At 67.7% G+C, this 21,027-nt stretch carries 18 protein-coding genes; 6 read left to right on the top strand and 12 right to left on the bottom strand.

Going from position 1 to position 21,027, the window contains the following annotated elements:
* Positions 1-23: 23 nt before the first annotated feature.
* Genes LRA89_RS13710 through rpmI form a run of 3 tightly spaced genes read right to left on the bottom strand, consistent with a single transcriptional unit; the run spans position 24 to position 1,084 of the window.
* Entirely contained in the window at positions 24-431 is a 408-nt protein-coding gene (locus tag LRA89_RS13710; RefSeq protein ID WP_329958515.1) for a GIY-YIG nuclease family protein, read from the bottom strand.
* Positions 432-489: 58 nt separating this feature from the next.
* Positions 490-867 carry a 50S ribosomal protein L20 gene (gene rplT, locus LRA89_RS13705; protein WP_055762009.1) on the bottom strand — a complete coding sequence of 126 codons (378 nt, stop codon included), beginning with the start codon at positions 865-867 and terminating at the stop codon, positions 490-492.
* 13 nt (positions 868-880) lie between these two features.
* On the bottom strand, positions 881-1,084 hold the full coding sequence (gene rpmI / locus LRA89_RS13700; protein WP_055757212.1) for a 50S ribosomal protein L35: 204 nt from the start codon (positions 1,082-1,084) through the stop codon (positions 881-883).
* A 157-nt stretch (positions 1,085-1,241) separates the two neighbouring features.
* Here rpmI and LRA89_RS13695 point away from each other — a divergent pair, with 157 nt between their 5' ends.
* Positions 1,242-3,362 carry an AsmA family protein gene (locus LRA89_RS13695; protein WP_230771028.1) on the top strand — a complete coding sequence of 707 codons (2,121 nt, stop codon included), beginning with the start codon at positions 1,242-1,244 and terminating at the stop codon, positions 3,360-3,362.
* Positions 3,363-3,675: 313 nt separating this feature from the next.
* On the opposite strand, the gene LRA89_RS13690 is transcribed toward LRA89_RS13695, so the two are convergent.
* The 7 genes from LRA89_RS13690 to LRA89_RS13660 form a co-directional block, all read right to left on the bottom strand.
* The gene (locus tag LRA89_RS13690) at positions 3,676-4,455 is read right to left on the bottom strand and encodes an SDR family oxidoreductase (RefSeq protein ID WP_230771026.1); all 780 of its coding nucleotides are present in this window, start codon (positions 4,453-4,455) and stop codon (positions 3,676-3,678) included.
* 11 nt (positions 4,456-4,466) lie between these two features.
* Entirely contained in the window at positions 4,467-5,234 is a 768-nt protein-coding gene (locus LRA89_RS13685) for an ABC transporter permease (protein WP_055762001.1), read from the bottom strand.
* Positions 5,231-6,166: an ABC transporter ATP-binding protein gene (locus LRA89_RS13680; RefSeq protein WP_230771025.1), complete on the bottom strand. Its 936-nt coding sequence runs from the start codon at positions 6,164-6,166 to the stop codon at positions 5,231-5,233. Before LRA89_RS13680 ends, LRA89_RS13685 begins: the two co-directional genes overlap by 4 nt.
* Before the next feature lie 53 nt (positions 6,167-6,219).
* Positions 6,220-7,317 carry a membrane dipeptidase gene (locus tag LRA89_RS13675; RefSeq protein ID WP_230771023.1) on the bottom strand — a complete coding sequence of 366 codons (1,098 nt, stop codon included), beginning with the start codon at positions 7,315-7,317 and terminating at the stop codon, positions 6,220-6,222.
* Positions 7,314-8,042: a DsbA family protein gene (locus tag LRA89_RS13670; protein WP_230771021.1), complete on the bottom strand. Its 729-nt coding sequence runs from the start codon at positions 8,040-8,042 to the stop codon at positions 7,314-7,316. Before LRA89_RS13670 ends, LRA89_RS13675 begins: the two co-directional genes overlap by 4 nt.
* The gene (locus tag LRA89_RS13665) at positions 8,042-9,400 is read right to left on the bottom strand and encodes a M48 family metalloprotease (protein ID WP_230771019.1); all 1,359 of its coding nucleotides are present in this window, start codon (positions 9,398-9,400) and stop codon (positions 8,042-8,044) included. Before LRA89_RS13665 ends, LRA89_RS13670 begins: the two co-directional genes overlap by 1 nt.
* Before the next feature lie 77 nt (positions 9,401-9,477).
* Complete coding sequence (locus LRA89_RS13660) at positions 9,478-9,909, bottom strand: response regulator (RefSeq protein WP_230771017.1); 432 nt, start codon at positions 9,907-9,909, stop codon at positions 9,478-9,480.
* 192 nt (positions 9,910-10,101) lie between these two features.
* Here LRA89_RS13660 and LRA89_RS13655 point away from each other — a divergent pair, with 192 nt between their 5' ends.
* From LRA89_RS13655 to LRA89_RS13645, 3 genes are all read left to right on the top strand, one after another.
* Positions 10,102-11,232, top strand: coding sequence for a phosphoserine transaminase (locus LRA89_RS13655; protein ID WP_230771015.1), 1,131 nt, complete (start codon positions 10,102-10,104; stop codon positions 11,230-11,232).
* A 125-nt stretch (positions 11,233-11,357) separates the two neighbouring features.
* A complete protein-coding gene (gene serA, locus LRA89_RS13650; protein WP_230771013.1) occupies positions 11,358-12,935 on the top strand; it encodes a phosphoglycerate dehydrogenase in 1,578 nt (525 codons plus the stop codon).
* Positions 12,936-13,044: 109 nt separating this feature from the next.
* Positions 13,045-14,148: an ATP phosphoribosyltransferase regulatory subunit gene (locus LRA89_RS13645; RefSeq protein ID WP_230771011.1), complete on the top strand. Its 1,104-nt coding sequence runs from the start codon at positions 13,045-13,047 to the stop codon at positions 14,146-14,148.
* Between the two features lie 39 nt (positions 14,149-14,187).
* On the opposite strand, the gene LRA89_RS13640 is transcribed toward LRA89_RS13645, so the two are convergent.
* Positions 14,188-14,697, bottom strand: coding sequence for a MucR family transcriptional regulator (locus LRA89_RS13640; RefSeq protein ID WP_230771009.1), 510 nt, complete (start codon positions 14,695-14,697; stop codon positions 14,188-14,190).
* A gap of 267 nt (positions 14,698-14,964) precedes the next feature.
* On the opposite strand from LRA89_RS13640, the gene LRA89_RS13635 reads away from it, so the two are divergent.
* Positions 14,965-16,323 (top strand): sensor histidine kinase, encoded by a 1,359-nt coding sequence (locus LRA89_RS13635; protein WP_230771007.1) that lies wholly within the window; start codon positions 14,965-14,967, stop codon positions 16,321-16,323.
* 62 nt (positions 16,324-16,385) lie between these two features.
* Here the strand turns inward: LRA89_RS13635 and LRA89_RS13630 are convergent, their stop codons facing one another.
* Positions 16,386-19,196: an Rne/Rng family ribonuclease gene (locus LRA89_RS13630; RefSeq protein WP_230771005.1), complete on the bottom strand. Its 2,811-nt coding sequence runs from the start codon at positions 19,194-19,196 to the stop codon at positions 16,386-16,388.
* Between the two features lie 508 nt (positions 19,197-19,704).
* Here LRA89_RS13630 and LRA89_RS13625 point away from each other — a divergent pair.
* The gene (locus tag LRA89_RS13625) at positions 19,705-20,934 is read left to right on the top strand and encodes an N-acetylmuramoyl-L-alanine amidase (protein WP_230771002.1); all 1,230 of its coding nucleotides are present in this window, start codon (positions 19,705-19,707) and stop codon (positions 20,932-20,934) included.
* The last annotated feature ends 93 nt before the right edge of the window (positions 20,935-21,027 follow it).

The following is a 21,027-nucleotide window of genomic DNA, read 5'->3' as shown; positions in this document are numbered from 1 at the left end:
GGTAACGCAGATATCCTGCCGCTTTATTGCGGGATGGGCGGGAAGCCTAGCCCCGTGGCGAGGTCGTGCCAGTGGGGGTTGGTCTGCTCGATCAGATTCTGCTTCCAGTCACGGTTCCACTTCTTGATCCGCTTCTCGCGCTGGATGGCGGTTTCCATGGTGTCGTGGCGTTCGAACCAGACGAGGCGGGTGCAGTCATGGTCGATGGTAAAGCCGGGAAAGGTGCCGCTGCGATGCTGGTGGACGCGCTGGACGCGGTTGCTGGTGACGCCGGTATAGATCGTGCCGTTGCGCCGACTGGCGACGATGTAGACGCAGGGTTCGAAGATGCGCAGCCGGCCCCGCTCGTCGTTCCCGCGCAGGCGGGAACGACGATTATGGTCTGGCCTTCGACGGGATGACGGAGCCAGACCCGCAACCGGAAAACACAAAAACGCCGGCGGGTTGCCCCACCGGCGTCTCGTGTCCCTAACAGGAACCGCCAGCGCGTTACGCGGCGACGGCGGCCTGTTCCGGCAGGGCGGCCTTCGCCTGCGCGACGATCGCCTTGAAGGCGGCTTCCTCGTGCATCGCGATGTCGGCCAGGACCTTCCGGTCGAGTTCGATGCCGGCCAGCTTGCAGCCGTGCATGAACTGCGAATAGGTGATGCCTTCCGCGCGGACACCGGCGTTGATGCGCTGGATCCACAGGCCACGGAAGGTGCGCTTCTTAACCTTGCGGTCGCGATAGGCGTACTGGCCGGCCTTTTCGACGGCCTGGCGCGCGATGCGGATCGTGTTCTTGCGACGGCCGTAATAGCCCTTCGCCTGATCCAGAATCCGCTTGTGCTTCGCCTTGGTGGTCGTGCCGCGCTTGATGCGTGCCATTGGTCAGTACTCCTTAACGAAGGCCGTAGGGCGCCCACGCCTTGACACGCGCGGTGTCGGCGTCGGCCAGGACCGAAGTCCCGCGATTCTGGCGGATGTACTTCGCGTTGTGCGAGATCAGGCGGTGGCGCTTGCCGGCGACACCGTGCTTGATCTTGCCGGTGGCAGTGAGCTTGAAGCGCTTCTTCACGCCGCTCTTGGTCTTGAGCTTGGGCATTTTGGTCTCCTCGAAAATCACGACGTGCGGATTGCCGCGGCAGCCCCAGATGGCCGGGCGAATCCCTTCGGGGTCGTGGAAAGAGCGCGCTCCTAACCGGGCGCGCGCCAAAAGGCAACCGCCGGAACTCGTTACGCCGCCGAACGGTTGATCCGGCATGGCCGAAGTTCCCCAGACGATCGGCTCCGCCGACATGCCCCGCCCCCGCCGCGACTGGCGACGGATCGTCGTGCGGGTCCTGCTCGGCATCGTCGCGGCGGTTGTTCTGGCGTGGCTGGTGCTGTTCATCACCAAGGGCCGGTTTCTGAAAGGCACGTTCGAACGCATCGCCTCTGCCCAGAGCGGCCGGACGATCCGGGTAGCGGGCGATTTCCAGTTCTATTTCAACCCCATCGATCTGAAGTTTCTGGCCGAGGGGTTGAGCGTCTCCAACCCCGCATGGGCCGGCGGCGGCAACACGTTCGAGGCGCGCAAGCTCGACAGCTCGGTCGCGACGCTGACCTTCCTGTTCGGGCGGCGGCGGGTCAACTGGCTCGACCTCGACGGCGCGCGTGCCGACCTCCACTGGGACGCGCGACGGCAGCGCAACACCTGGACGTTCGGCGATCCGAACGCGAAGGGCAAGAAGCTCGAATTGCCGGTGGTACGTGCCGGCACGTTCCGCGACACGCGCATCCGCTACCGCGATCCGCAGTTCGTGCTCGACGGCAATTTCCTGCTCGATACCGTCACGTCGAGCGACACCCGCTTCGATTCGGCGATCCGCGCGCGGGGGCAGGGGACGGTGCGCGGCCGCCCGTTCCGGCTGACCGGGCAGTTGCAGTCGCCCAACGCCACGATCCGCGGCGGCGAGAACCAGTTGACCGCGCGGATCGAGGTCGCGCGATCGGTCGCGATCCTTGCCGGAACGCTGCCCGGACCGACCCAGCTCGATGGATCGAACCTCGCGGTGCGGCTGCGCGGGCGCAATCTGGCCGATGTGTTCGCGGTGCTGGGAATCCTCACGCCCGACACGCGCACCTATCGCCTGACCGGGCGCATGACCAAGGACGGGCCCGACTGGAAATTCACCCGGTTGCGGGGCGTGTTCGGCGACAGCGATCTGGCGGGCAGCCTGACCGTGACCCAGCGCGAACCCCGCCTGCTGCTGACCGCCGACCTGACGACGCGGACGCTCGACATCGTCGATGTGTCGGCCTTCGTCGGCTATGATCTCGAACGGGTCGAGGCGCAGGGGGCGGCGGGCGTCATCACCCGCGAAGGCGATGCCCCCCGGCTGCTGCCCAACGCCCGGCTGAACGTCGAGGCGCTGAAGAATTTCGACGCGAAAGTCCGCTACAAGGTCGGCACGCTGCGCGCACGCAGCCTGCCGATCTCGAACGCCGATCTGACGCTCGACCTGGAAGACCGGCTGCTCAAACTGTCGCCGCTCACCTTCGCGATGGCGCGCGGCAATGTCGCGTCCGACATCGTCATCGACGCGCGCAAGCGCCCGGCCGTCACCGACTATGACATCCGCCTGTCGCCGACGCCGATGGGGCGGCTGCTCGCCGGATGGGGGGTCGAGGAGGCGGGGACGACCGGCACGGTCAAGGCGCGGGTGAAGCTGACCGGGGTCGGCGATACCGTGCAGGATTCGCTGGCGGCCTCGAACGGGCGGATTGCGATCATCCTGCCGGCGGGCAGTTTCTGGACGCGCAACATCCAACTGTCCGAACTGGACCTCGGCACCTTTGCCCAGAAGATGTTCGAGGGGCGGTTGAAGGAGCCGGTGCGGATCAACTGCGGGCTGATCGGCTTCACCGTGCGACAGGGGGTGGCGGCGGCCGACCCGATCCTGATCGATACCCAGAAGAACGTGATGATCGGGCGCGGCGGGTTCAGCTTCCGCAACGAGACGATCGATCTCGCGTTCCGGGCCGATTCGAAGCGATTCTCGCTGCTGGGGGGACAATCGCCGGTCGGCATCGGCGGCTATTTCGCTTCTCCCTCCTATTCGGTCGTCAGCCCCGAATTGCTCGGCCGGGCGGGTGCGGCGCTGGGGCTGGCAGTGGTCGCGACGCCGCTGGCGGGGGTGCTGGCGTTCGTCGATCCGGGCGATGCGAAGGCGACGGCATGCGGGCCGGTACTGGCGGGCGCCACCGCACGGGCCCAGCGTACGACCGGTGGCGAGGCGCGCGACGACGTGGGGCGGGGGACCACCGCCAAGGCGGAAAACGGCCGGTCGAACCGGGGCGAGCGCAAGGAGCAGCGCAAGAAGTTTCTTGGTATCTTCTGACGGCCGGAAGAAGGTTGGTTCACGCGAAGGCGCGGAGACGCGAAGGGGAGCCGCTTGGGGTTGGGGCATGGCCCGGCTTCACTCGGGAAGAATTTTTTCGCGCAGAGGCGCAGAGGCGCGGAGAGGGAGTGTTTGCCGCGATAGCGGCTTTCTATCTCGGGCGGCGGCAGGAAAAGGCTTCGCCGGACGAACCGCAGTTGTCCCACCCGGAACCTCTCTGCGCCTCTGCGCGAAAAACCCTTCTGCTTTTTCTCCGCGTCTCCGCGCCTTCGCGCGAACCAATTTCCTTCCTACCGCCGCGTGACCAGAGCCCTCACAAAATCCCCGGAAACGCCCCGCCATCGATCAGCAGGCTCTGCCCGGTGATGAACCCCGCCTGCGCCGAACACAGGAACGCGCACGCCGCGCCGAACTCCGCCGGATCGCCGATCCGCTTCGCCGGAATCGCTTCCGCGCGCTTCGCCTTTTCCGCCTCCGGCGTCGTCCCGTTCTTCGCCGCCGCCGCTTCGCTCATCGACGCGATGCGGGCGGTGTCGAACGATCCGGGGAGCAGCGCATTGATCGTCACGTTCGCGCCTGCCACCTGACGCGCGATCCCCGCCACGAACCCGGTCAGCCCGGCGCGCGCGCCGCTCGACAGGTCGAGTCCGGGAAGCGGCATCTTGACCGATCCCGAGGTGATGTTGATCACCCGGCCAAAGCCACGCTCGACCATGCCGGGCAGCACCGCCTGCAACAACAGCGCGGGAGTCACGAAATTCGCTTCCAGCCCGGCACGGATGCCATCGGCCTCCAGTTCGGTATAAGGCCGGACCGGCGGCCCGCCGTTGTTGTTGACGAGGATGTCGGGGGCGGGGCAGGCGGCGAGCAGCGCCGCGCGGCCGGCCTCGGTCGAAAGATCGGCGACGACTTCGGTCACGGTCACGCCGGTCTCGGCCCGGATCACCGCCGCCGTCGCGGCCAGCTTGGCCGCATCGCGTCCGTTGACTACGACATGCACGCCCGCGCGCGCCAGTTCGGTCGCGCACGCCCGGCCGAGTCCAGCACTGGAGGCGCAGACGATCGCGGTCCGGCCGGCAATTCCCAAATCCATCGCAACCGTCCTTATTTCTTGAGCCGCCATCCGGTGCGGAAGATCATGGTGATGACCGCGACGCACAGGCACAGGAAGCCGAGCGTCGCGCCGAGGCTGGCGGCGACCGATACGTCGCCGGTCCCGAAGAAGGTCCAGCGAAACCCGCTGATGAGATAGACGACCGGATTGAACAGGCTGATCGTCCGCCATACGCCCGGCAGCATGTCGATCGAATAAAATGCCCCGCCAAGGAAGGTGAGCGGCGTCACGACCAGCAGCGGGATCACCTGCAACTGTTCGAACCCCTTGGCCCATAGCCCGAGGATGAAACCGAACAGGCAGAAGGTCACGGCTACGAGGAGGAGATAGGCGAAGGCCCACAGCGGATGCGCCAGCGTCACGTCGACGAACAGATGCGCGGTAGCGAAGATCACCAGCGCGACGATGACCGATTTGGTCGCCGCCGCGCCGACATAGCCGACCAATGTCTCCAGCGTGGAGACCGGCGCGGAGAGCAGTTCGTAGATCGTCCCCGACCATTTCGGCATGAAGATGCCGAAGCTGGCGTTGAAGATGCTCTCGGTCAGCATGGTGAGCATCATCAGTCCGGGGACGATGAACGCGCCGTACGGCACGCCCGATACCTCGTTCATTCGGCTGCCGATCGCGGTGCCGAACACCACGAAATACAGCGACGTGGTGATGACCGGCGTCAGCAGCGAGGTCCAGATGGTGCGCCCGAACCGCGCCAGTTCGAAGCGATAGATGGCGAGCACACCGTGCCAGTTGAACGTCATGCCCGGCCCTCCTGTTCATGGACCAGCCCGACGAAAATATCCTCGAGGCTCGACTGTTTGGTCGCGATGTCCTTCCACGCAACGCCCGCCTCGTCGACGGCGCGCAGCAGCGCGCGGACGCCATTGTCCTCGGCGGTGGCATCGAACGAAAACGTCAGCACATGCCCCCCGTCGGTCAGCGTCAGCGGCCAGTGCGACAGCGTGTCGGGCACCCGCTCGATCGGGTCGGCGAGCGTCAGCGTCAGCGTCTTCTTGCCCAGCTTGCGCATCAGCGCGGACTTTTCGTCGACGAGGATCAGCTTGCCCCGGGCGATGACGCCGACGCGGTCGGCCATCTCCTCGGCCTCCTCGATATAATGCGTCGTCAGGATGATGGTGACGCCGCGTTCCCGCAGGTCGTGGACCAGCCGCCACATGTCGCGGCGCAGCTCCACATCGACCCCGGCGGTCGGCTCGTCGAGGAACAGGATGTCGGGCTCGTGGCTGAGCGCCTTGGCGATCATCACCCGGCGTTTCATGCCGCCCGACAATTCGGTCATCTTCGCATTGCGCTTGTCCCACAGCGTCAGGTCGCGCAGCAGCTTCTCGATGAATGCCGGATCGCCGTGCCGCCCGAACAACCGGCGCGAGAAGGTAACGGTGGCCATCACCGTCTCGAACGCATCGGTCAGCAGTTCCTGCGGTACCAGCCCGATCCGGGTGCGCGTCTCGCGATAGTCGCGCACCGTGTCGAACCCGGCGGCGGTGATCGTGCCCTCGCTGGCGGTCACGATGCCGCAGATGATGCTGATGAGCGTCGTCTTGCCCGCGCCATTGGGGCCGAGCAGCGCGAAGATCTCCCCCCGGGCGATGTCGAGGTCGGTCGGCGACAGCGCGACAGTGCCCGACGCATAGGTCTTGGCGACGCCACGGATCGAAAGAATGGGGTCCATGGGCGGCTTGTCCCATGATTCGATTACGGGGGAAAGGCGTTTGGGTCCGACTCCTACCCCAGCACGTCGGTCAGCAATCGCCGCCAGTTACCGCCCATCACCATGTCGACCTCGCGCGCACGAAACCCTGCATGCCTTAGCGCATCGGCGATCCGCTGCATCCGGTCGATCCGGTTGAGCGCGGGGATGACGACATGCGCCGGGGTCCAGTCGAAGCCGGGAATACGTTCGGCGCGCATCGCCCGCCACCAGTCGAGATATTCGCCGATGCCGCGCGCATTGTCGTTGTTCAGTTTGAGCAGGTTCGCCTGACCGCCCATCGGAAAGTCGTTGGCGACGCCGACCGCGCCGATCCCGCCGACCTTCGCGACGTGGCGGACCTGCGTGACATAGTCGGCGACGGTCGGCACCGCGCGGCGGGTGAGCCAGAAGCTCATCATGAACACGCCCATCACCCCGCCCCGATCGGCGATGGCGCGGATCACGCTGTCGGGCGCGCAGCGTGGATGGTCGACGATCGCGCGCGCCGCGCCGTGACTGAGCGCGATCGGCGTGGTCGAGGCGCGTGCCGCCTCCAGCATCGTCGCGTCCGACCCGTGGCTGACATCGGGCAGGATGCGCAGCCGGTTCATCTCGGCCAGCCCCGCCCGGCCGAGCGGGGTGAGGCCGCTTTGCACTCGCTGCAACGCGCCACCCGCGAAGGCGTTGTCGTTGTGATGGGTGAATTGCAGGACGCGCAGGCCCTTCGCATGAAACCGCGCGATCCGGGTCAGGTCGTCGCCAACCGTCTCGGTCGACTGGAATTGCAGGAAGGTGGCGCACCCCGGCCGCTTGCCGATGTCGCTACCCTTCAGCGCGACATAGGCGTGAGGTGATTTGGCCAGCCGCGCGACCGCCTTGTCGAGCGCGGCGTCGTTGACGCGGAAGCCGCGCAGATAGCGCGGTGTCCCCGCCGCATCGCGGATTTCCTCCACTTCCGATACATCGGCGATCATCGCGCCAAGCCCGGCGCGGGTGACGTCGGCCAGATCGTCGGGCAGGAAGCTGAGCGAATCGATGAACGGCCCCGCCTTCGCGGTCGCGCCGAGCAGTGGTGTCGCACTCGCGGCACCAAGGCCGGCGAGCGTGGCGCGCCGCGTCCAGCCGGTCATGCCCCGACCTTCGCCCGGCGTGCCTCGGCCACCGCCGCCTGTAGCCCCTGCAACGTCTGCGCGCCGCCCAGCACCTGATCGCCGACCACCCATGACGGGGTGCCGGTGAAGCCCAGCAGCGACGCGGTCTTAAGGTTGCGCTCGATCTCGCCGCTCACCTGCACGCCGTTCGCGGTCGCGCGCGCGGCAGTCTGGTCCAGCCCGGCGACCTGCGCCGCGCGCGCGATCGATGCGGCGTCGACCCGCCCGGCGGCATAGAGCGCGTCGTGGAACGGCTTGAACCTGCCCTGCGTCGCGGCGGCCAGCGCCATCTGCGCCGCACTGCGGCTGTCGGGCGACAGGATCGGCAGTTCGCGATAGACGATACGCACGTTCGGATCGCTGGCGATCAGCCCGGTGATCGCCGGCAGGCTGGCGCGGCAGAAGCCGCAGGCATAGTCGAGATAGGCGACGACGCTGACGTCGCCGTTGGGGTTGCCCGCAATCGCGCCGGGAAACGGCTCAACGATCGCTGCGCGGTTGGCCGCCACCGTCTTGCCCGCTTCCTTCGCCTGCAACCGGCGCATGGCTTCGGGCAGGATTTCCGGGTTGGCGAGGATATAGTCGCGGATCGCCGCGCCGTTCGCCTCGCCACCGCCCGCATGGCGCTGCGCGACGATCGCTCCGCCCGCCCCGGCCAGGCCTGCGACGAGGATCATGATTCCCTGTCCGATCGCGCCGCGCATCAACGGCCGCTCCGGCGGCGGTTGCGGCGTTCTTCCTCCGCGGCGGTCTGCGACGTCATCTGAATGTCCTGTGCCCGAACCCAATCCGACGACCCTTGTGGCAACAGCGCCAGCGCGCGGCTGGCGCTTGCCAGCGCCATGCCGTTGTCGCCCGACAGCGACGCATATTCGGCCATCGCCAGCGCCACCCGCGCCGGATCGCCGCGCCGTTCGTAGAGGATCGATAGCTGATACCATGCCAGCGGGTTCTGGCCGTCGCGCGCGATCGCCTGTTTCAACACCCGTTCGGCTTCTGGCAGGAGTGCGGGGTCCTCGGTCGCGATCAGCGCATGGCCGAAGGTCGCGGCGATCAGCGGCGACGACCGGGTCCGCTCGGTCGCCTCGCGCAGCGCCGCCAGCGCATCCCTGGGCTTGCCCGATTCGAGCAGGATCTGCCCTTCGAGTTCGAGGAAATAGGGATCGTCGGGCTGGGCCTTCACCAGCGCCAGCGTCTCGGCCGCCGCCTGCTCAGGGTATCCCGACTTGTGATAGGCGTAAGCGCGCGCGTAATGCGCCATCACGCTCTGGTCGCTGGCGGGATAACGGCGCAACGTATCCTTGGGATCGCTGACATAACCGCGCAGCTTGGCCTGCACCCGCTTGAAGCGCAGTTCGAGCGCGGGGTCGGTGGCCTTGCGGAACGATGGCGAGGCGGTGACGTCGCCGGTCAGGTTGGCGATGCGCTCGCCGGTCAGCGGGTGGGTGCGCTGATAGCTGTTGTCCTGCGGGATCGCGAGGCGATATTCCATGTTCTGGAGCTTCTTGAAGAAGTCCAGCATCCCCTGACCCGACACGTCGGCACTGCGCAGGAAGCGGCTGCCGGCGGCGTCGGCAGCGCTTTCCTGCGTCCGGCTGAACGAGAGGTAGCTGCCCATCGCCGCCTGTTGCCCGGCGGCGAGGATGCCCGCGCCCGCTTCGCCCGCGCCCGCCGCCATCGCCGCGACGCCGAGCAGCAGGCTGACGATGGTGATGCCGGTCGCCGGGGCCATGCCGCGCCCGGCGAGCGGCACGTGCCCACCGACGATATGGCCGATCTCGTGCGCGATGACGCCCTGCACCTCGTTGGCGTCGTCGGCGGCGTCGATCAGGCCTGAATGAAGATACACCGTCTGGCCACCGGCAACGAAGGCGTTGATCGACTTGTCCTGCAACAGCACGACGTTGAAGTTGCGCGGATCGAGCCCGGCGGCGACCGCGATCGGGCGTGCCATGTCGTTCAGCAGCGCCTCCGTCTCGGCATCGCGCAGCATCGACTGCGCGGCGGCGGGTTGCGCGAACAGGAGGAGAGCGGCTCCGAGGCCACCGAGCAGGCGCGTCATGGCTTCCTTATCGGCGGGTGCTCCCGGCCGGTCAACGGATACGCGCCGCCGATGCGCCCGGGCGGCTGAACCGTCGGTTAAGCGTGCAGCGCGAGCGGCTCGGTCACGCCGAACAGCTTCATGCCCATCGGCGGCGCGCTGCGATCACCGGCGCGCGCGCGCACGGCGAATTCGACGATCTGGCCGACCGAGTCATATCCGCACGGCTTGGACACGACGCCGAGCGTGCCCTCCACGCCGCCTTCGAGCAGGCGCGGATTGGCGGTCAGGAAGATGACGGTGGTGCCATAGGTGCAGCCCAGCATCCGCCCGATCTGCGGACCGGTCAGCCCGTCGCGCAGGTTGCAATCGACCAGCGCGACATCGGGGCGCATCTGTGCCAGTTGCGCCGCCTTGGGCATGTCGGCGGCGATGCCGACCGGACGATAGCCAAGTTCTTCCAGCGACGCTTCCAGATCGGTCGCGACCAGCATCTCGTCTTCGACGATCAGGACGGTAGGCATCGTCATGGTGCGCAATCCAGTTGGTCCAGATTAGCCGCAACGCAGCAAGGCTACTACCGGTTCCACTATGCCAACCATCCTTTTGCACCATCACGCACGATCCAATCGCGGCTTGCGGGCTCCGCGCAACATCGTTAGGGGCATCGGCGGGCCACGCTGTCCCAACGCAGCGCGTGCTCTCTGTGAGGAGAGACTGACATGACCGACCTGCCGCCGAAACCGGCCACGACCCCCGCGCGTCCCTATTTTTCGTCCGGCCCCTGCGCCAAGCCGCCCGGCTGGTCGGCCGAGCGACTGAACCCGGCGAGCCTCGGACGCTCGCACCGCTCCAAGATCGGCAAGCAGCGCCTGCAATATTGCATCGACCTGATGCGCGAGCTGCTCGACCTGCCCGACACCCACCGCATCGGCATCGTCCCCGGATCGGACACCGGCGCGTTCGAAATGGCGATGTGGACGATGCTGGGCGCACGCCCCGTCACCGCGCTCGCATGGGAAAGCTTCGGCGAGGGCTGGGTCACGGACGCGGTCAAGCAGTTGAAGATCGATCCCACCGTCGTGCGCGCCGACTATGGCCAGTTGCCCGACCTGTCGGCGATCGACTGGAGCCATGACGTGCTGTTCACCTGGAACGGCACCACCAGCGGCGTGCGCGTTCCCAATGCCGATTTCATTCCCGCCGATCGTGAGGGCCTGTCGTTCGCCGACGCGACCTCGGGCGTGTTCGCCTATGACATCGACTGGGCCAAGATCGACGTCGCGACCTTCTCGTGGCAGAAGGTGCTGGGCGGCGAGGGCGCGCATGGCGTGCTGATCCTCGGCCCGCGCGCGGTCGAACGGCTCGAAACCCATACCCCGGCATGGCCGCTGCCCAAGGTCTTCCGGCTGGTGTCGAAGGGCAAGCTGACCGAAGGCGTGTTCAAGGGCGAGACGATCAACACCCCGTCGATGCTGGCGGTCGAGGATGCGATTCTGAGCCTCGAATGGGGCAAGTCGCTCGGTACGGGTGGCCTGATCGCGCGCAGCGATGCCAATGCCGCCGCGCTGGACCGGATCGTCGAGGAGCGCGACTGGCTTGGCCATCTCGCCGCCGATCCGGCGACGCGGTCGAAGACCAGCGTCTGCCTGACCGTCGAGGGGGCCGACGAGGCACTTATCAAGAAGATGGCGTCGCTGCTCGAAGCCGAAGGCGCGGCGTATGACGTCGCGGGATACCGCGATGCGCCGGCCGGCCTGCGCATCTGGTGCGGCGCGACCGTCGACACCGCAGATGTCAAGGCGCTCGGACCGTGGCTCGACTGGGCCTACGCGACCGCAAAGGCGGCTTAAAAGCCCTCTCCCCTTCAGGGGAGAGGGTTGGGAGAGGGGCCGTCACGCACCCTCTCCGGCCCGCTCCCCGCATTCCCCTCTCCCCGGCCCTCTCCCCTGAAGGGGAGAGGGAGAAGGAATTTGACATGCCTAAAGTTCTGATTTCCGACAAGATGGACCCGAAAGCCGCCCAGATCTTCCGCGAACGCGGGGTCGAGGTGGACGAGATCACCGGCAAGACGCCCGAAGAGCTCAAGGCGATCATCGGCGACTATGACGGCCTCGCCATCCGCAGCTCGACCAGGGTGACGAAGGACATCTTGTCCGCCGCGACCAACCTGAAGGTCGTCGGCCGTGCCGGCATCGGCGTCGACAACGTCGACATTCCCGCCGCCTCGGCCGCCGGTGTCGTCGTGATGAACACCCCGTTCGGCAATTCGATCACCACCGCCGAACACGCCATCGCGCTGATGTTCGCGCTCGCGCGCCAGTTGCCCGAGGCCGATGCCTCGACGCAGGCGGGCAAGTGGGAGAAGAACCGCTTCATGGGTGTCGAGCTGACCGCCAAGACGCTGGGGCTGATCGGTGCCGGCAACATCGGTTCGATCGTCGCCGACCGGGCGCAGGGCCTCAAGATGAAGGTCATCGCCTTCGATCCGTTCCTGTCGCCCGAACGCGCGATGGAGATCGGTGTCGAGAAGGTCGAGCTGGACCAGTTGCTGGCCCGCGCCGATTTCATCACGCTGCACACGCCGCTGACCGACCAGACGCGGGGCATCCTGTCGGCCGAGAATCTCGCCAAGACCAAGAAGGGCGTGCGGATCATCAACTGCGCGCGCGGCGGGCTGATCGACGAGGCGGCGCTCAAGGCCGCGCTCGATTCGGGTCAGGTCGGCGGGGCGGCGCTCGACGTGTTCCAGACCGAGCCGGCCAAGGATTCGCCGTTGTTCAACACGCCGAACTTCATCTCGACCCCGCATCTGGGCGCGTCGACCAGCGAGGCGCAGGTCAATGTCGCGATCCAGGTCGCCGAGCAGATGGCCGATTACCTCGTGTCGGGCGGCGTCACCAACGCGCTCAACATGCCCTCGCTGTCGGCCGAGGAAGCGCCGCGGTTGAAGCCATACATGGCGCTGGCCGAAAAGCTGGGTAGCCTCGTGGGCCAGCTCACCACCGGCGCGATCGCGCGCGTGTCGGTGCATAGCGAAGGCGCCGCCGCCGAGCTGAACCAGAAGCCGGTCGTCGGCGCGGTGCTCGCCGGGTTCCTCCGCGTCCAGTCGGACACGGTGAACATGGTCAACGCCCCGTTCCTCGCGAAAGAGCGCGGGATCGAGGTGCGCGAGGTCCGCAACGACCGCGAGGGCGATTACCACACGCTGGTCCGCGTCAGCCTCAAGACCGAAGCCGGTGAGCGTTCGGTCGCGGGCACGTTGTTCGGCAACGCCCAGCCGCGCCTCGTCGAGCTGTTCGGCATCAAGGTCGAGGCCGATCTGGCGGGCCACATGCTTTATGTGGTGAACGAGGACGCGCCGGGCTTCATCGGCCGCATCGGCACCGCGCTGGGTGAAGCGGGCGTCAACATCGGCACCTTCCACCTCGGCCGCCGCGAAGCAGGTGGCGAGGCGATCGTGCTGCTGTCGCTCGACGATGCGGTGACGCCCGAGCTGATCGCCAAGGTCCGCGCGCTGCCCGGCGTCAAGACGGCGATGCCGCTGGCGTTCTGATCCGGCCGGAACGAATGCGACGGGCCGTCGGAGCGATCGGCGGCCCGTTTGCGTCGGGGACAAGCAACGCTTGCTTCCCCGCTCGCCTCACACCCGCTAGGGGAGCGCCATGAACGATACCGGCCTCCTGCCCGAAGGGTTTCACGACCGCCTGCCCCCCGCCGCCGACGGCCTGCGCCGGTTCGAACATGCGGTGCTGGGGGTCGCGCATGGCTATGGCTATGAGCAGGTCGACCCGCCGCTCGCCGAATTCGAGGCGGGGTTGGCCGGGCGGTTGAAAGGCACGCGCGTCACCGATGCGGTGCGCTTCGTCGATCCGGTCAGCCAGCGCACGCTCGCCATCCGCCCCGACCTGACCGCGCAGGTCGCGCGCATTGCCGCGACGCGCATGGGCCATCACCCGCGCCCGGTGCGGCTGTCCTACGCCGGTCCGGTGCTGAAACTGCGCGCCAGCGAATTGTCGCCGCGCCGCGCGCTGCGCCAGATCGGCGCGGAGCTGCTCGGGCTCGATACGGTCGCCGCCGCCAGCGAGATCGTGACCGTCGCGGTCGAGGCGCTGCGGGCCGCCGGTGTCACCGGTATCTCGATCGATTTCACCCTGCCCGATCTGGTGGCGACGCTGGCGAGCGACTTGACGCCGGCGGTGCGGGGCGAGCTGATCGCCGCGCTCGACGCCAAGGATGCCGGGCGGGTCGCGGCGATCGATCCCGCCTATCTGCCGCTGGTCGAGGCGGCGGGACCGTTCGCCACCGCGCTCGACCGGTTGCGTGCGTCGGACCCGGCTGGGCGGCTGACCTCACGCCTCGATGCGGTGGCGCAGATCGTCGCGACGCTGGGGAGCGACATCGCGGTCACGCTCGACCCGACCGAACGGCACGGCTTCGAATATCAGACGTGGCTTGGCTTCTCGCTGTTCGCGCAGGGCGTGCTCGGCGAGGTCGGACGCGGCGGCAGCTATGCGGTGTGCCATGCCGATGGTGCCGAGGAATCGGCGGTCGGCTTCTCGCTCTATGCCGATGCGCTGCTCGATGCCGGGCTGGGCCAGCGCGAGCGGGTGCGATTGTTCCTGCCGCAAGACAGCGATCCGGCGGTCGCCGCCCGGCTGCGCAGCGAAGGCTGGGCGACGGTCGCGGCATTGAGCCCGGGCGATACGCCCGAGGCGCAACTCTGTACGCACCTGCTGCGCGGGCACGACATCGTCGCGCTCGATTGAACGGGAACGGGGCGGCGCGGTGGCCGCCCCGAACCGGTCTTATTCCGCGTCGGTCTTGGGCTTGCGGCCACGACGGCGCGGGGCGTCGTCGGCACCGCCTTCGCTGGCTTCACTGGTGTCGACCGTGCGTGCCTTGCGGCCAAGGCCGATCCGCTTGGCCATGTCGCGACGGCTCTGCGAATAGGTTTCGGCGACCATCGGATAATCAGGGCGCAGGCCATAGCGCTCGCGATAGGTTTCCGGCGTCAGGCCGTGGCCGGCAAGGTGACGGCGCAGCGTCTTGTACGGCTTGCCGTCGATCATCGAGATGATGTGGTCCTTCGACGCCAGCGACTTGCGCACCGACACCGCCGCCACATGATCCTGCTGCGGCACCGCGTCCTCGGTTTCCGGCACGCCCGAAGCAAGGCCGAGAACGGTCGAGTGCATGGTTTGCAGGAAGGCCGGAACATCCTCTGCTGCGACGCGGTTGTTGCTGTTGTTCAGCCAGGCAATAGTCAGTTCGGCCGCAAGCTCGATCGCGTTCAGTTCGGAATTGTCGTCTGCCATGAAAGTCTCCTTCAATACCCATCCGCATGCGTTGCAAACCGGTACGGGTCAATGGCGTTGTTTGAATCTACCCGAACAATTCATCCGGCGGATGGATATGGCGACGATAAATTCAGCCGGCCCGTTCGCCATGTTACCATCGTCGCTGCGCAATAACCGGATGATAAGCATGCGGATAGTGTTCCCGGATGTTCTGGCGGACCATCGAACGGGGCCGATCCGCAAATCAAGCGGTCGTGACCGCATCCTCCAACATCGGACATGGCGATGACCAGCGTTTCCACCGGCGCGACCCACGCCGATCCATTGTGGCACGAGATCGTCGACACGCTTCCGCTTCCCGCCTGGGTCAGCGATTTCGACGGGCGACTGCTCCGGGTTAACCCATGTTGGGACAAGAAGATCAGCGATCGATGGCAGGGAAGTTCATGGATCGATCACCTGATCGAAGCGGATCGTGCCGAAACTGTCGCCGCATGGCACGCCGCCGCGCACCGCGCGCCGCTCACCATTCCGGCCACGTTGATCGGCCGTGACGGACCGTATCGCGCGACGCTGACGCTTCGGCCGCTGACGGTCACGCAAGGGCAGGGGGCGTGGATCGGCATCGCGCTCGATGCCGAGGCGGGCCTTCGCGCCGAAACCGATCGGGCGGCGACGCAGGCCGAACTCGACACGCTGACCAACGCCATGCCGCAGATGGTGTGGGCGACGCGGCCCGATGGCCATCACGACTTCTACAATGCGCAATGGTATCGTTTTACCGGCGTTCCCGCCGGGTCGACCGATGGCGAAGGATGGAACGGCATGTTCCATCCCGACGATCAGGAGCGGGCATGGGCGCGGTGGCGGCACAGCCTTGCGACCGGTAACGATTACGAGATCGAATATCGCCTGCGCCACCATAGCGGCACTTATCGCTGGGTCCTGGGCCGGGCGGTGCCGGTGCGCGATGCCGAAGGCGCGATCGTCCGCTGGATCGGCACCTGCACCGACATCGACGCCGCCAAGCGCGCCGCCGAGCAGAACGAGATTCTCAGCCGCGAACTGAGCCATCGCATCAAGAATATCTTCGCGGTCATCACCGGCCTGTTGCGCATGTCGGCCCGGCGGGAGCCGGCGATGCGCGACTTCGCCGACGTGCTGGCGGCGCGGATCGCCGCGCTGGGCGTCGCGCATGATCTGGCGCGCCCGCACAGCGAACGCTCGCGCCCGTCGATCGGCGATGCGACGCTGCACCATGTGCTGGCCGAACTGCTGTCGCCCTATGATGCCGGCCAGTGGCGGATCGCGGGTGAGGACACACCGATCGACGATCGCGGCGCGACGCCGGTCGCGCTGGTGTTCCACGAACTGGCGACCAACGCCGCCAAATATGGCAGCCTGTCGGTGCCGGACGGGCGGGTGACGATCGAAATCGGGCGGACGGACGACCGGTTGACGATCGACTGGCGCGAGACGGGCGGCCCGCCGGCCGATCGTGCGCCCGGTACGACAGGCTTCGGCACCCGGCTGGCGGCGCTCAGCGTCGAACAGCAACTGGGCGGGACAATCACCCGCGACTGGCGTGCCGAGGGGCTTGCGGTGCGGATCGAAATTACCGGCAGCGCACTGGTTCGCGGCTGACCGGTCCATAAAAAAGGGGCGGCACCCCGCGTGAGATGCCGCCCCTTCGTTCAATCCGGCGATCAGCCGAAGGTGCGTTGCCACCAGCCGCGACGCGGCGCGTTGGCGTCGCCACCCGCTTCCGACGGATCGTCAGTCGCTTCCGCCGGTTCGGAGTCGGCGGCGGGCACGTCCGCTGCCACCGGGGCGGCGGCAGGCGCTGCATCAGCGGGCACGTCGGCCTCGGTCACGGCCGGTTCGGCCGGCGCTGCCGCCTTGCGACGCGGTGCCCGGCGCTTCTTCGGCGCGGGTTCGGCGTCCGCCTCGGGCGTGGCCGGCGCGGGGGGTGCTTCCACCGCCGGTTCGGCTACCGCTTCGGCGTCGGCCTTGCGACGACGGGTGCGCTTGGGCTTCGGCGCGGGTTCGGCCTCGGCTTCCACTTCCACCGGTGCCGCCGGTTCGGGCGTCACCACCGGCGCGGCATCGCCTGCCTCGATCGTCACCGGCTCGGCGGGCGTCTCGGCCGTCGTTGCCTCGACCTTGGCGCGGGCGCTTGGCCGGCGGCGGGTCCGCTTGGGTGCCGGGGCCGGTTCGGCTTCCGGCGCTGCGACCACTGCCTGCGGGGCAGGTTCGGCGTCCGCCTCGGGTGCGGCGATGGCGGCCGGTTCCGCCCCCTCGTCGCTGTCCTCGGTCGGCAGGTCGGCGATCGCTACCGCGCCATCGGCGGCATCGAACGCAGCGTCACCGCGACGACCACCACGCCGACCGCGCCGACGCCGCTTGCGGCGGTTGCTGTCGTCGCCGGCTTCGATCGGAGCCGCAGCGTTGGTGTCGGCGTCCGCCTCGACGGTTTCCTCGACAGCGTCGTCCTCGCCATCGTCGCTACCGTCCTCGTCGGTCGGCTCGGCGTCGTCGGCACCGTCTTCGCTGTCCTCGGCCTCGCCTTCCTCACGGTTGCGACCGCGGCGACCACGCCGGCGGCGGCGGCGCTTGCCACGGCCTTCACCTTCGTCGTCGCTGCGCGGCGCACGCGGCGCGTCCTCGACGACCGCTTCGTCCTCGGCTTCGACCTCGACCTCTTCCTCGACCTCGTCATAGGCGTCGTCTTCGTCGTCGATGACGACCAGCGGCTCGATCTTCGGCGGATGCGCCGGCGGCGGGCCCGACGCCTCGACCGCCATGCGCGCGCCCTCGATCTCGGCATCGGGGATGATCTCGACGATCACGCCATAGCGATCCTCGACCTCGGCGATGTCGGCGCGCTTCTTGTTGAGCACGTAGAAGGCCGCTTCCTGGCTCGCGCGCAGCATGATGACCGAGCCGCGCCCGCGCGCCGCCTCGTCCTCGATGAGCCGCAGCGCCGACAGGCCCGCCGACGAAGCGGTGCGGACCAGCCCGGTGCCCTCGCAATGCGGGCACTGGCGGGTCGATGCCTCCAGCACGCCGGTGCGCAGCCGCTGGCGGCTCATTTCCATCAGCCCGAAGGCGGAGATGCGGCCGACCTGGATGCGGGCGCGATCGTTCTTCAACGCCTCCTTCATCGCCTTCTCGACCTTGCGGACGTTCGAGCCATGGTCCATGTCGATGAAGTCGATCACGACGAGGCCGGCCATGTCGCGCAGGCGCAACTGGCGCGCGATTTCCTGCGCCGCTTCGAGGTTGGTCGCGGTCGCGGTCTGCTCGATATTGTGTTCGCGGGTCGACCGGCCGGAGTTGATGTCGATCGACACCAGCGCCTCGGTCGGGTTGATGACCAGATAGCCGCCCGATTTGAGCTGCACGACCGGATTGTACATCGCGGCCAGCTGATCCTCGACATGCGCGCGCTGGAACAGCGGCACCGCGTCGGCATATTGCTTCACCCGGCGCGCGTGCGCGGGCATCAGCAGCCGCATATAGTCCTTGGCGTGGCGGAAGCCGTCCTCGCCCTCGACGATCACCTCGTCGATGTCCTTGTTGTAGATGTCGCGGATCGCACGCTTGATGAGGTCGCTGTCGCCATAGACCAGCGCCGGTGCCGACGAGGTCAGCGTCTGGTCGCGGATACCGTCCCACAGGCGGGCGAGGTAATCGAAGTCACGCTTGATCTCCTGCCGGCTGCGCTGGAGGCCGGCGGTGCGGACGATGCAGCCCATCGACGCGGGCAGCGTCATTTCGGCCATGATCGACTTCAGCCGCTTGCGATCGGCGGCCGAGCTGATCTTGCGGCTGATCCCGCCGCCGTGCGCGGTGTTGGGCATCAGCACGCAGTAGCGCCCGGCGAGCGACAGATAGCTGGTCAGCGCCGCGCCCTTGTTGCCGCGCTCTTCCTTCACGACCTGCACCAGCAGCACCTGCCGCCGGCGAATCACGTCCTGGATCTTGTAGCGACGGCGCAGGTTCAGCCGGCGCTGGCGCAGCGCCTCGACCGCGGCATCGTCGCCGCCGGTCTTGCGAGGGCGCGGGGCGGCGGGGGCGTCGCCTTCCTCGTCGCCGTCGTGATCGTCGTCGTCCTCGTCGCGCTCGACCAGTTCGACGCCGCCGTCGACATCGTCATGATGGTCGTCGTCGTCGTAATCGACGTCGTCGTCATGCTCGCCCGCGCGCAGCGCCGCTTCCTCGGCGGCATGCTCGGCCTCTTCGGCCAGCAGCGCGTCGCGGTCTTCCTTGGGAATCTGGTAATAATCGGGGTGGATTTCGCTGAAAGCGAGGAAGCCGTGGCGGTTGCCGCCGTAATCGACGAACGCCGCCTGGAGCGACGGTTCGACCCGCGTCACCTTGGCGAGATAGATATTGCCCTTGAGCTGCTTGCGCTCGGCCGATTCGAAATCGAATTCCTCGATCCGGTTACCCTTGACGACGGCGACCCGGGTTTCCTCCCGGTGGCGTGCGTCGATCAGCATCCGCGTGGTCATGTGATACTCTCCGGGCGCGCGGAACCGCAGTCCGCGTCGGCGCGCCATGGCGCATGGCGGGGCGTCGTGTGCCGCCGGCCTGCGCGCGATTGATGGAAAATGCGTCTGCTGGCATGGGCAACCCGGGTTCCCGGGACATCACCGTCGCCCGAACGCCGGCCGCAAAAGCGGCACGGGCGGGGCGGGACGGAACTTGCCACATGCGAGCGTCAACCTGAAATACCCCCGCAGCGGATCGCGGCGGGGTGCCGCGTCGGATCGTGAAAACCATGAGGCCAGACCGACGTGGGTTAATGCGTAGCACCGCCCCTGCCGCTCGGCAACAGCGCTGCGGGATCGTTGCGGTAGCGTAGCAAAGCCGAACAAAAGGTTAACGGTCGATTCAGCAGGCTGGTTCACCCGGGGTTGAAGGAGCGTGGGATACACCATCACCATCGATAGTCGGGGCAGGTGCCATATCATGGTTTTGGGCTGGACCGGGTTTGTGAACCCACGGCATAGCGAGGGCATGGGATGGATGCTCGCCATGCTGTCGATCTGGTTCGGCGGCGCACCCGCCGCGGCACGCGCGGTCGAGGATGTCCGCGTGTCCGACGACCGGATCGTCGTGCGCTTCGACGATCCGGTCGGGGCGGCCGCCGCCTTCCTGCTCGGCGGGCCGGACCGGATCGCGGTGGACATCGACGGTGCGGTGCCCGGTGGCCGTCGATCGACCGGTGGACCGGTGGCCGGGGTGCGGCTGGGCGCGCGGGGTGCCGATGGCGCGCGCATCGTGTTCGATCTCGCCGAACCGGCGGTTGTCACCGGCGGGCGGTTTTCGGATCATGGCCGCAAGCTGACGATCAACCTGCGCCGCGTCGACCCCGATCGCTTCCTGCGCGCGACGACGGCGGGGCGGATGCGTTTCTCCACCGGACTGGTCGCGGCGGCAAGCGTGCCGGTGTCGTCGAGCGCCGCGATGATCGTCGACCGGCGCGCGACGGTATCGGTGCCGGTCCCGGCACGGCGCGGCGGCATCGCGCTGCCGCGTGTGCAGGGCGACGCCGACCGGCCGCTGGTGGTGATCGATGCCGGGCATGGCGGGCATGATCCCGGCGCGATCTCGCCGCACAGCGGCGCGCGCGAAAAGGATCTGACGCTGAAAGCCGCGCGCGCCATGCGCGACGCGCTGCTCGACGGCGGGCGGGTGCGCGTGGCGCTGACCCGCGACCGTGACGAATTCCTCGTCCTTCAGGAACGCTATGCGATCGCACGGCGGCTGGGGGCCAGCCTGTTCATCTCGGTCCATTGCGACAGTGCCGAAAACCCCAATGCCACGGGTGCGAGCATCTACACCCTGTCCGAAGTCGCGTCCGATCGTGAGGCGGCACGGCTGGCGGCGCGCGAGAACAAGGCGGACATTCTCGCCGGGGTCGATCTCGGCAAACAAAGCGCCGACATCTCGTCGATCCTGATCGACCTGACCCAGCGCGAGACGATGAACGCCTCGGCCGGTTTCGCCCGGCTGCTCGGCCGCGAGGCGCAGGGGCAGGTGCCCTTGAAGCCCAATTACCACCGCATGGCGTCGCTGATGGTGCTGAAGGCCCCCGACCTGCCGTCGATCCTGTTCGAAACCGGCTATATCTCGAACGAGGCCGACGCCGAACGGCTCGAATCCGCCGAAGGTCGCCGCGCGATCGCGCAGAGCGTCCGCCGCGCGGTCGAGGTGTATTTCGCGCGGCGGATGGCGGCGCGGTAATTGCCGTCATTCCCGCGCAGGCGGGAATCGATATGCACCGACGTCGTGGATTGATCGAAACGTTCGCGGTTATGGATTCCCGCCTTCGCGGGA

It is taken from the genome of Sphingomonas sp. Leaf4, assembly GCF_920939515.1.
In the GTDB taxonomy this organism is placed as follows: Bacteria; Pseudomonadota; Alphaproteobacteria; order Sphingomonadales; family Sphingomonadaceae; genus Sphingomonas.
The sequence above is the reverse complement of the archived record's forward strand: the minus strand, read 5'-3'. Positions and strand labels throughout refer to the sequence as shown.

Excerpts from the sequence above, each read along its gene's own strand:
- rplT (WP_055762009.1), bottom strand. The coding sequence starts at position 867 with ATGGCACGCATCAAGCGCGGCACGACCACCAAGGCGAAGCACAAGCGG.
- rpmI (WP_055757212.1), bottom strand. The coding sequence starts at position 1,084 with ATGCCCAAGCTCAAGACCAAGAGCGGCGTGAAGAAGCGCTTCAAGCTC.
- LRA89_RS13695 (WP_230771028.1), top strand. The coding sequence starts at position 1,242 with ATGGCCGAAGTTCCCCAGACGATCGGCTCCGCCGACATGCCCCGCCCC.
- LRA89_RS13690 (WP_230771026.1), bottom strand. The coding sequence starts at position 4,455 with ATGGATTTGGGAATTGCCGGCCGGACCGCGATCGTCTGCGCCTCCAGT.
- LRA89_RS13685 (WP_055762001.1), bottom strand. The coding sequence starts at position 5,234 with ATGACGTTCAACTGGCACGGTGTGCTCGCCATCTATCGCTTCGAACTG.
- LRA89_RS13680 (WP_230771025.1), bottom strand. The coding sequence starts at position 6,166 with ATGGACCCCATTCTTTCGATCCGTGGCGTCGCCAAGACCTATGCGTCG.
- LRA89_RS13675 (WP_230771023.1), bottom strand. The coding sequence starts at position 7,317 with ATGACCGGCTGGACGCGGCGCGCCACGCTCGCCGGCCTTGGTGCCGCG.
- LRA89_RS13670 (WP_230771021.1), bottom strand. The coding sequence starts at position 8,042 with ATGCGCGGCGCGATCGGACAGGGAATCATGATCCTCGTCGCAGGCCTG.
- LRA89_RS13665 (WP_230771019.1), bottom strand. The coding sequence starts at position 9,400 with ATGACGCGCCTGCTCGGTGGCCTCGGAGCCGCTCTCCTCCTGTTCGCG.
- LRA89_RS13660 (WP_230771017.1), bottom strand. The coding sequence starts at position 9,909 with ATGACGATGCCTACCGTCCTGATCGTCGAAGACGAGATGCTGGTCGCG.
- LRA89_RS13655 (WP_230771015.1), top strand. The coding sequence starts at position 10,102 with ATGACCGACCTGCCGCCGAAACCGGCCACGACCCCCGCGCGTCCCTAT.
- serA (WP_230771013.1), top strand. The coding sequence starts at position 11,358 with ATGCCTAAAGTTCTGATTTCCGACAAGATGGACCCGAAAGCCGCCCAG.
- LRA89_RS13645 (WP_230771011.1), top strand. The coding sequence starts at position 13,045 with ATGAACGATACCGGCCTCCTGCCCGAAGGGTTTCACGACCGCCTGCCC.
- LRA89_RS13640 (WP_230771009.1), bottom strand. The coding sequence starts at position 14,697 with ATGGCAGACGACAATTCCGAACTGAACGCGATCGAGCTTGCGGCCGAA.
- LRA89_RS13635 (WP_230771007.1), top strand. The coding sequence starts at position 14,965 with ATGACCAGCGTTTCCACCGGCGCGACCCACGCCGATCCATTGTGGCAC.
- LRA89_RS13630 (WP_230771005.1), bottom strand. The coding sequence starts at position 19,196 with ATGACCACGCGGATGCTGATCGACGCACGCCACCGGGAGGAAACCCGG.
- LRA89_RS13625 (WP_230771002.1), top strand. The coding sequence starts at position 19,705 with ATGGGATGGATGCTCGCCATGCTGTCGATCTGGTTCGGCGGCGCACCC.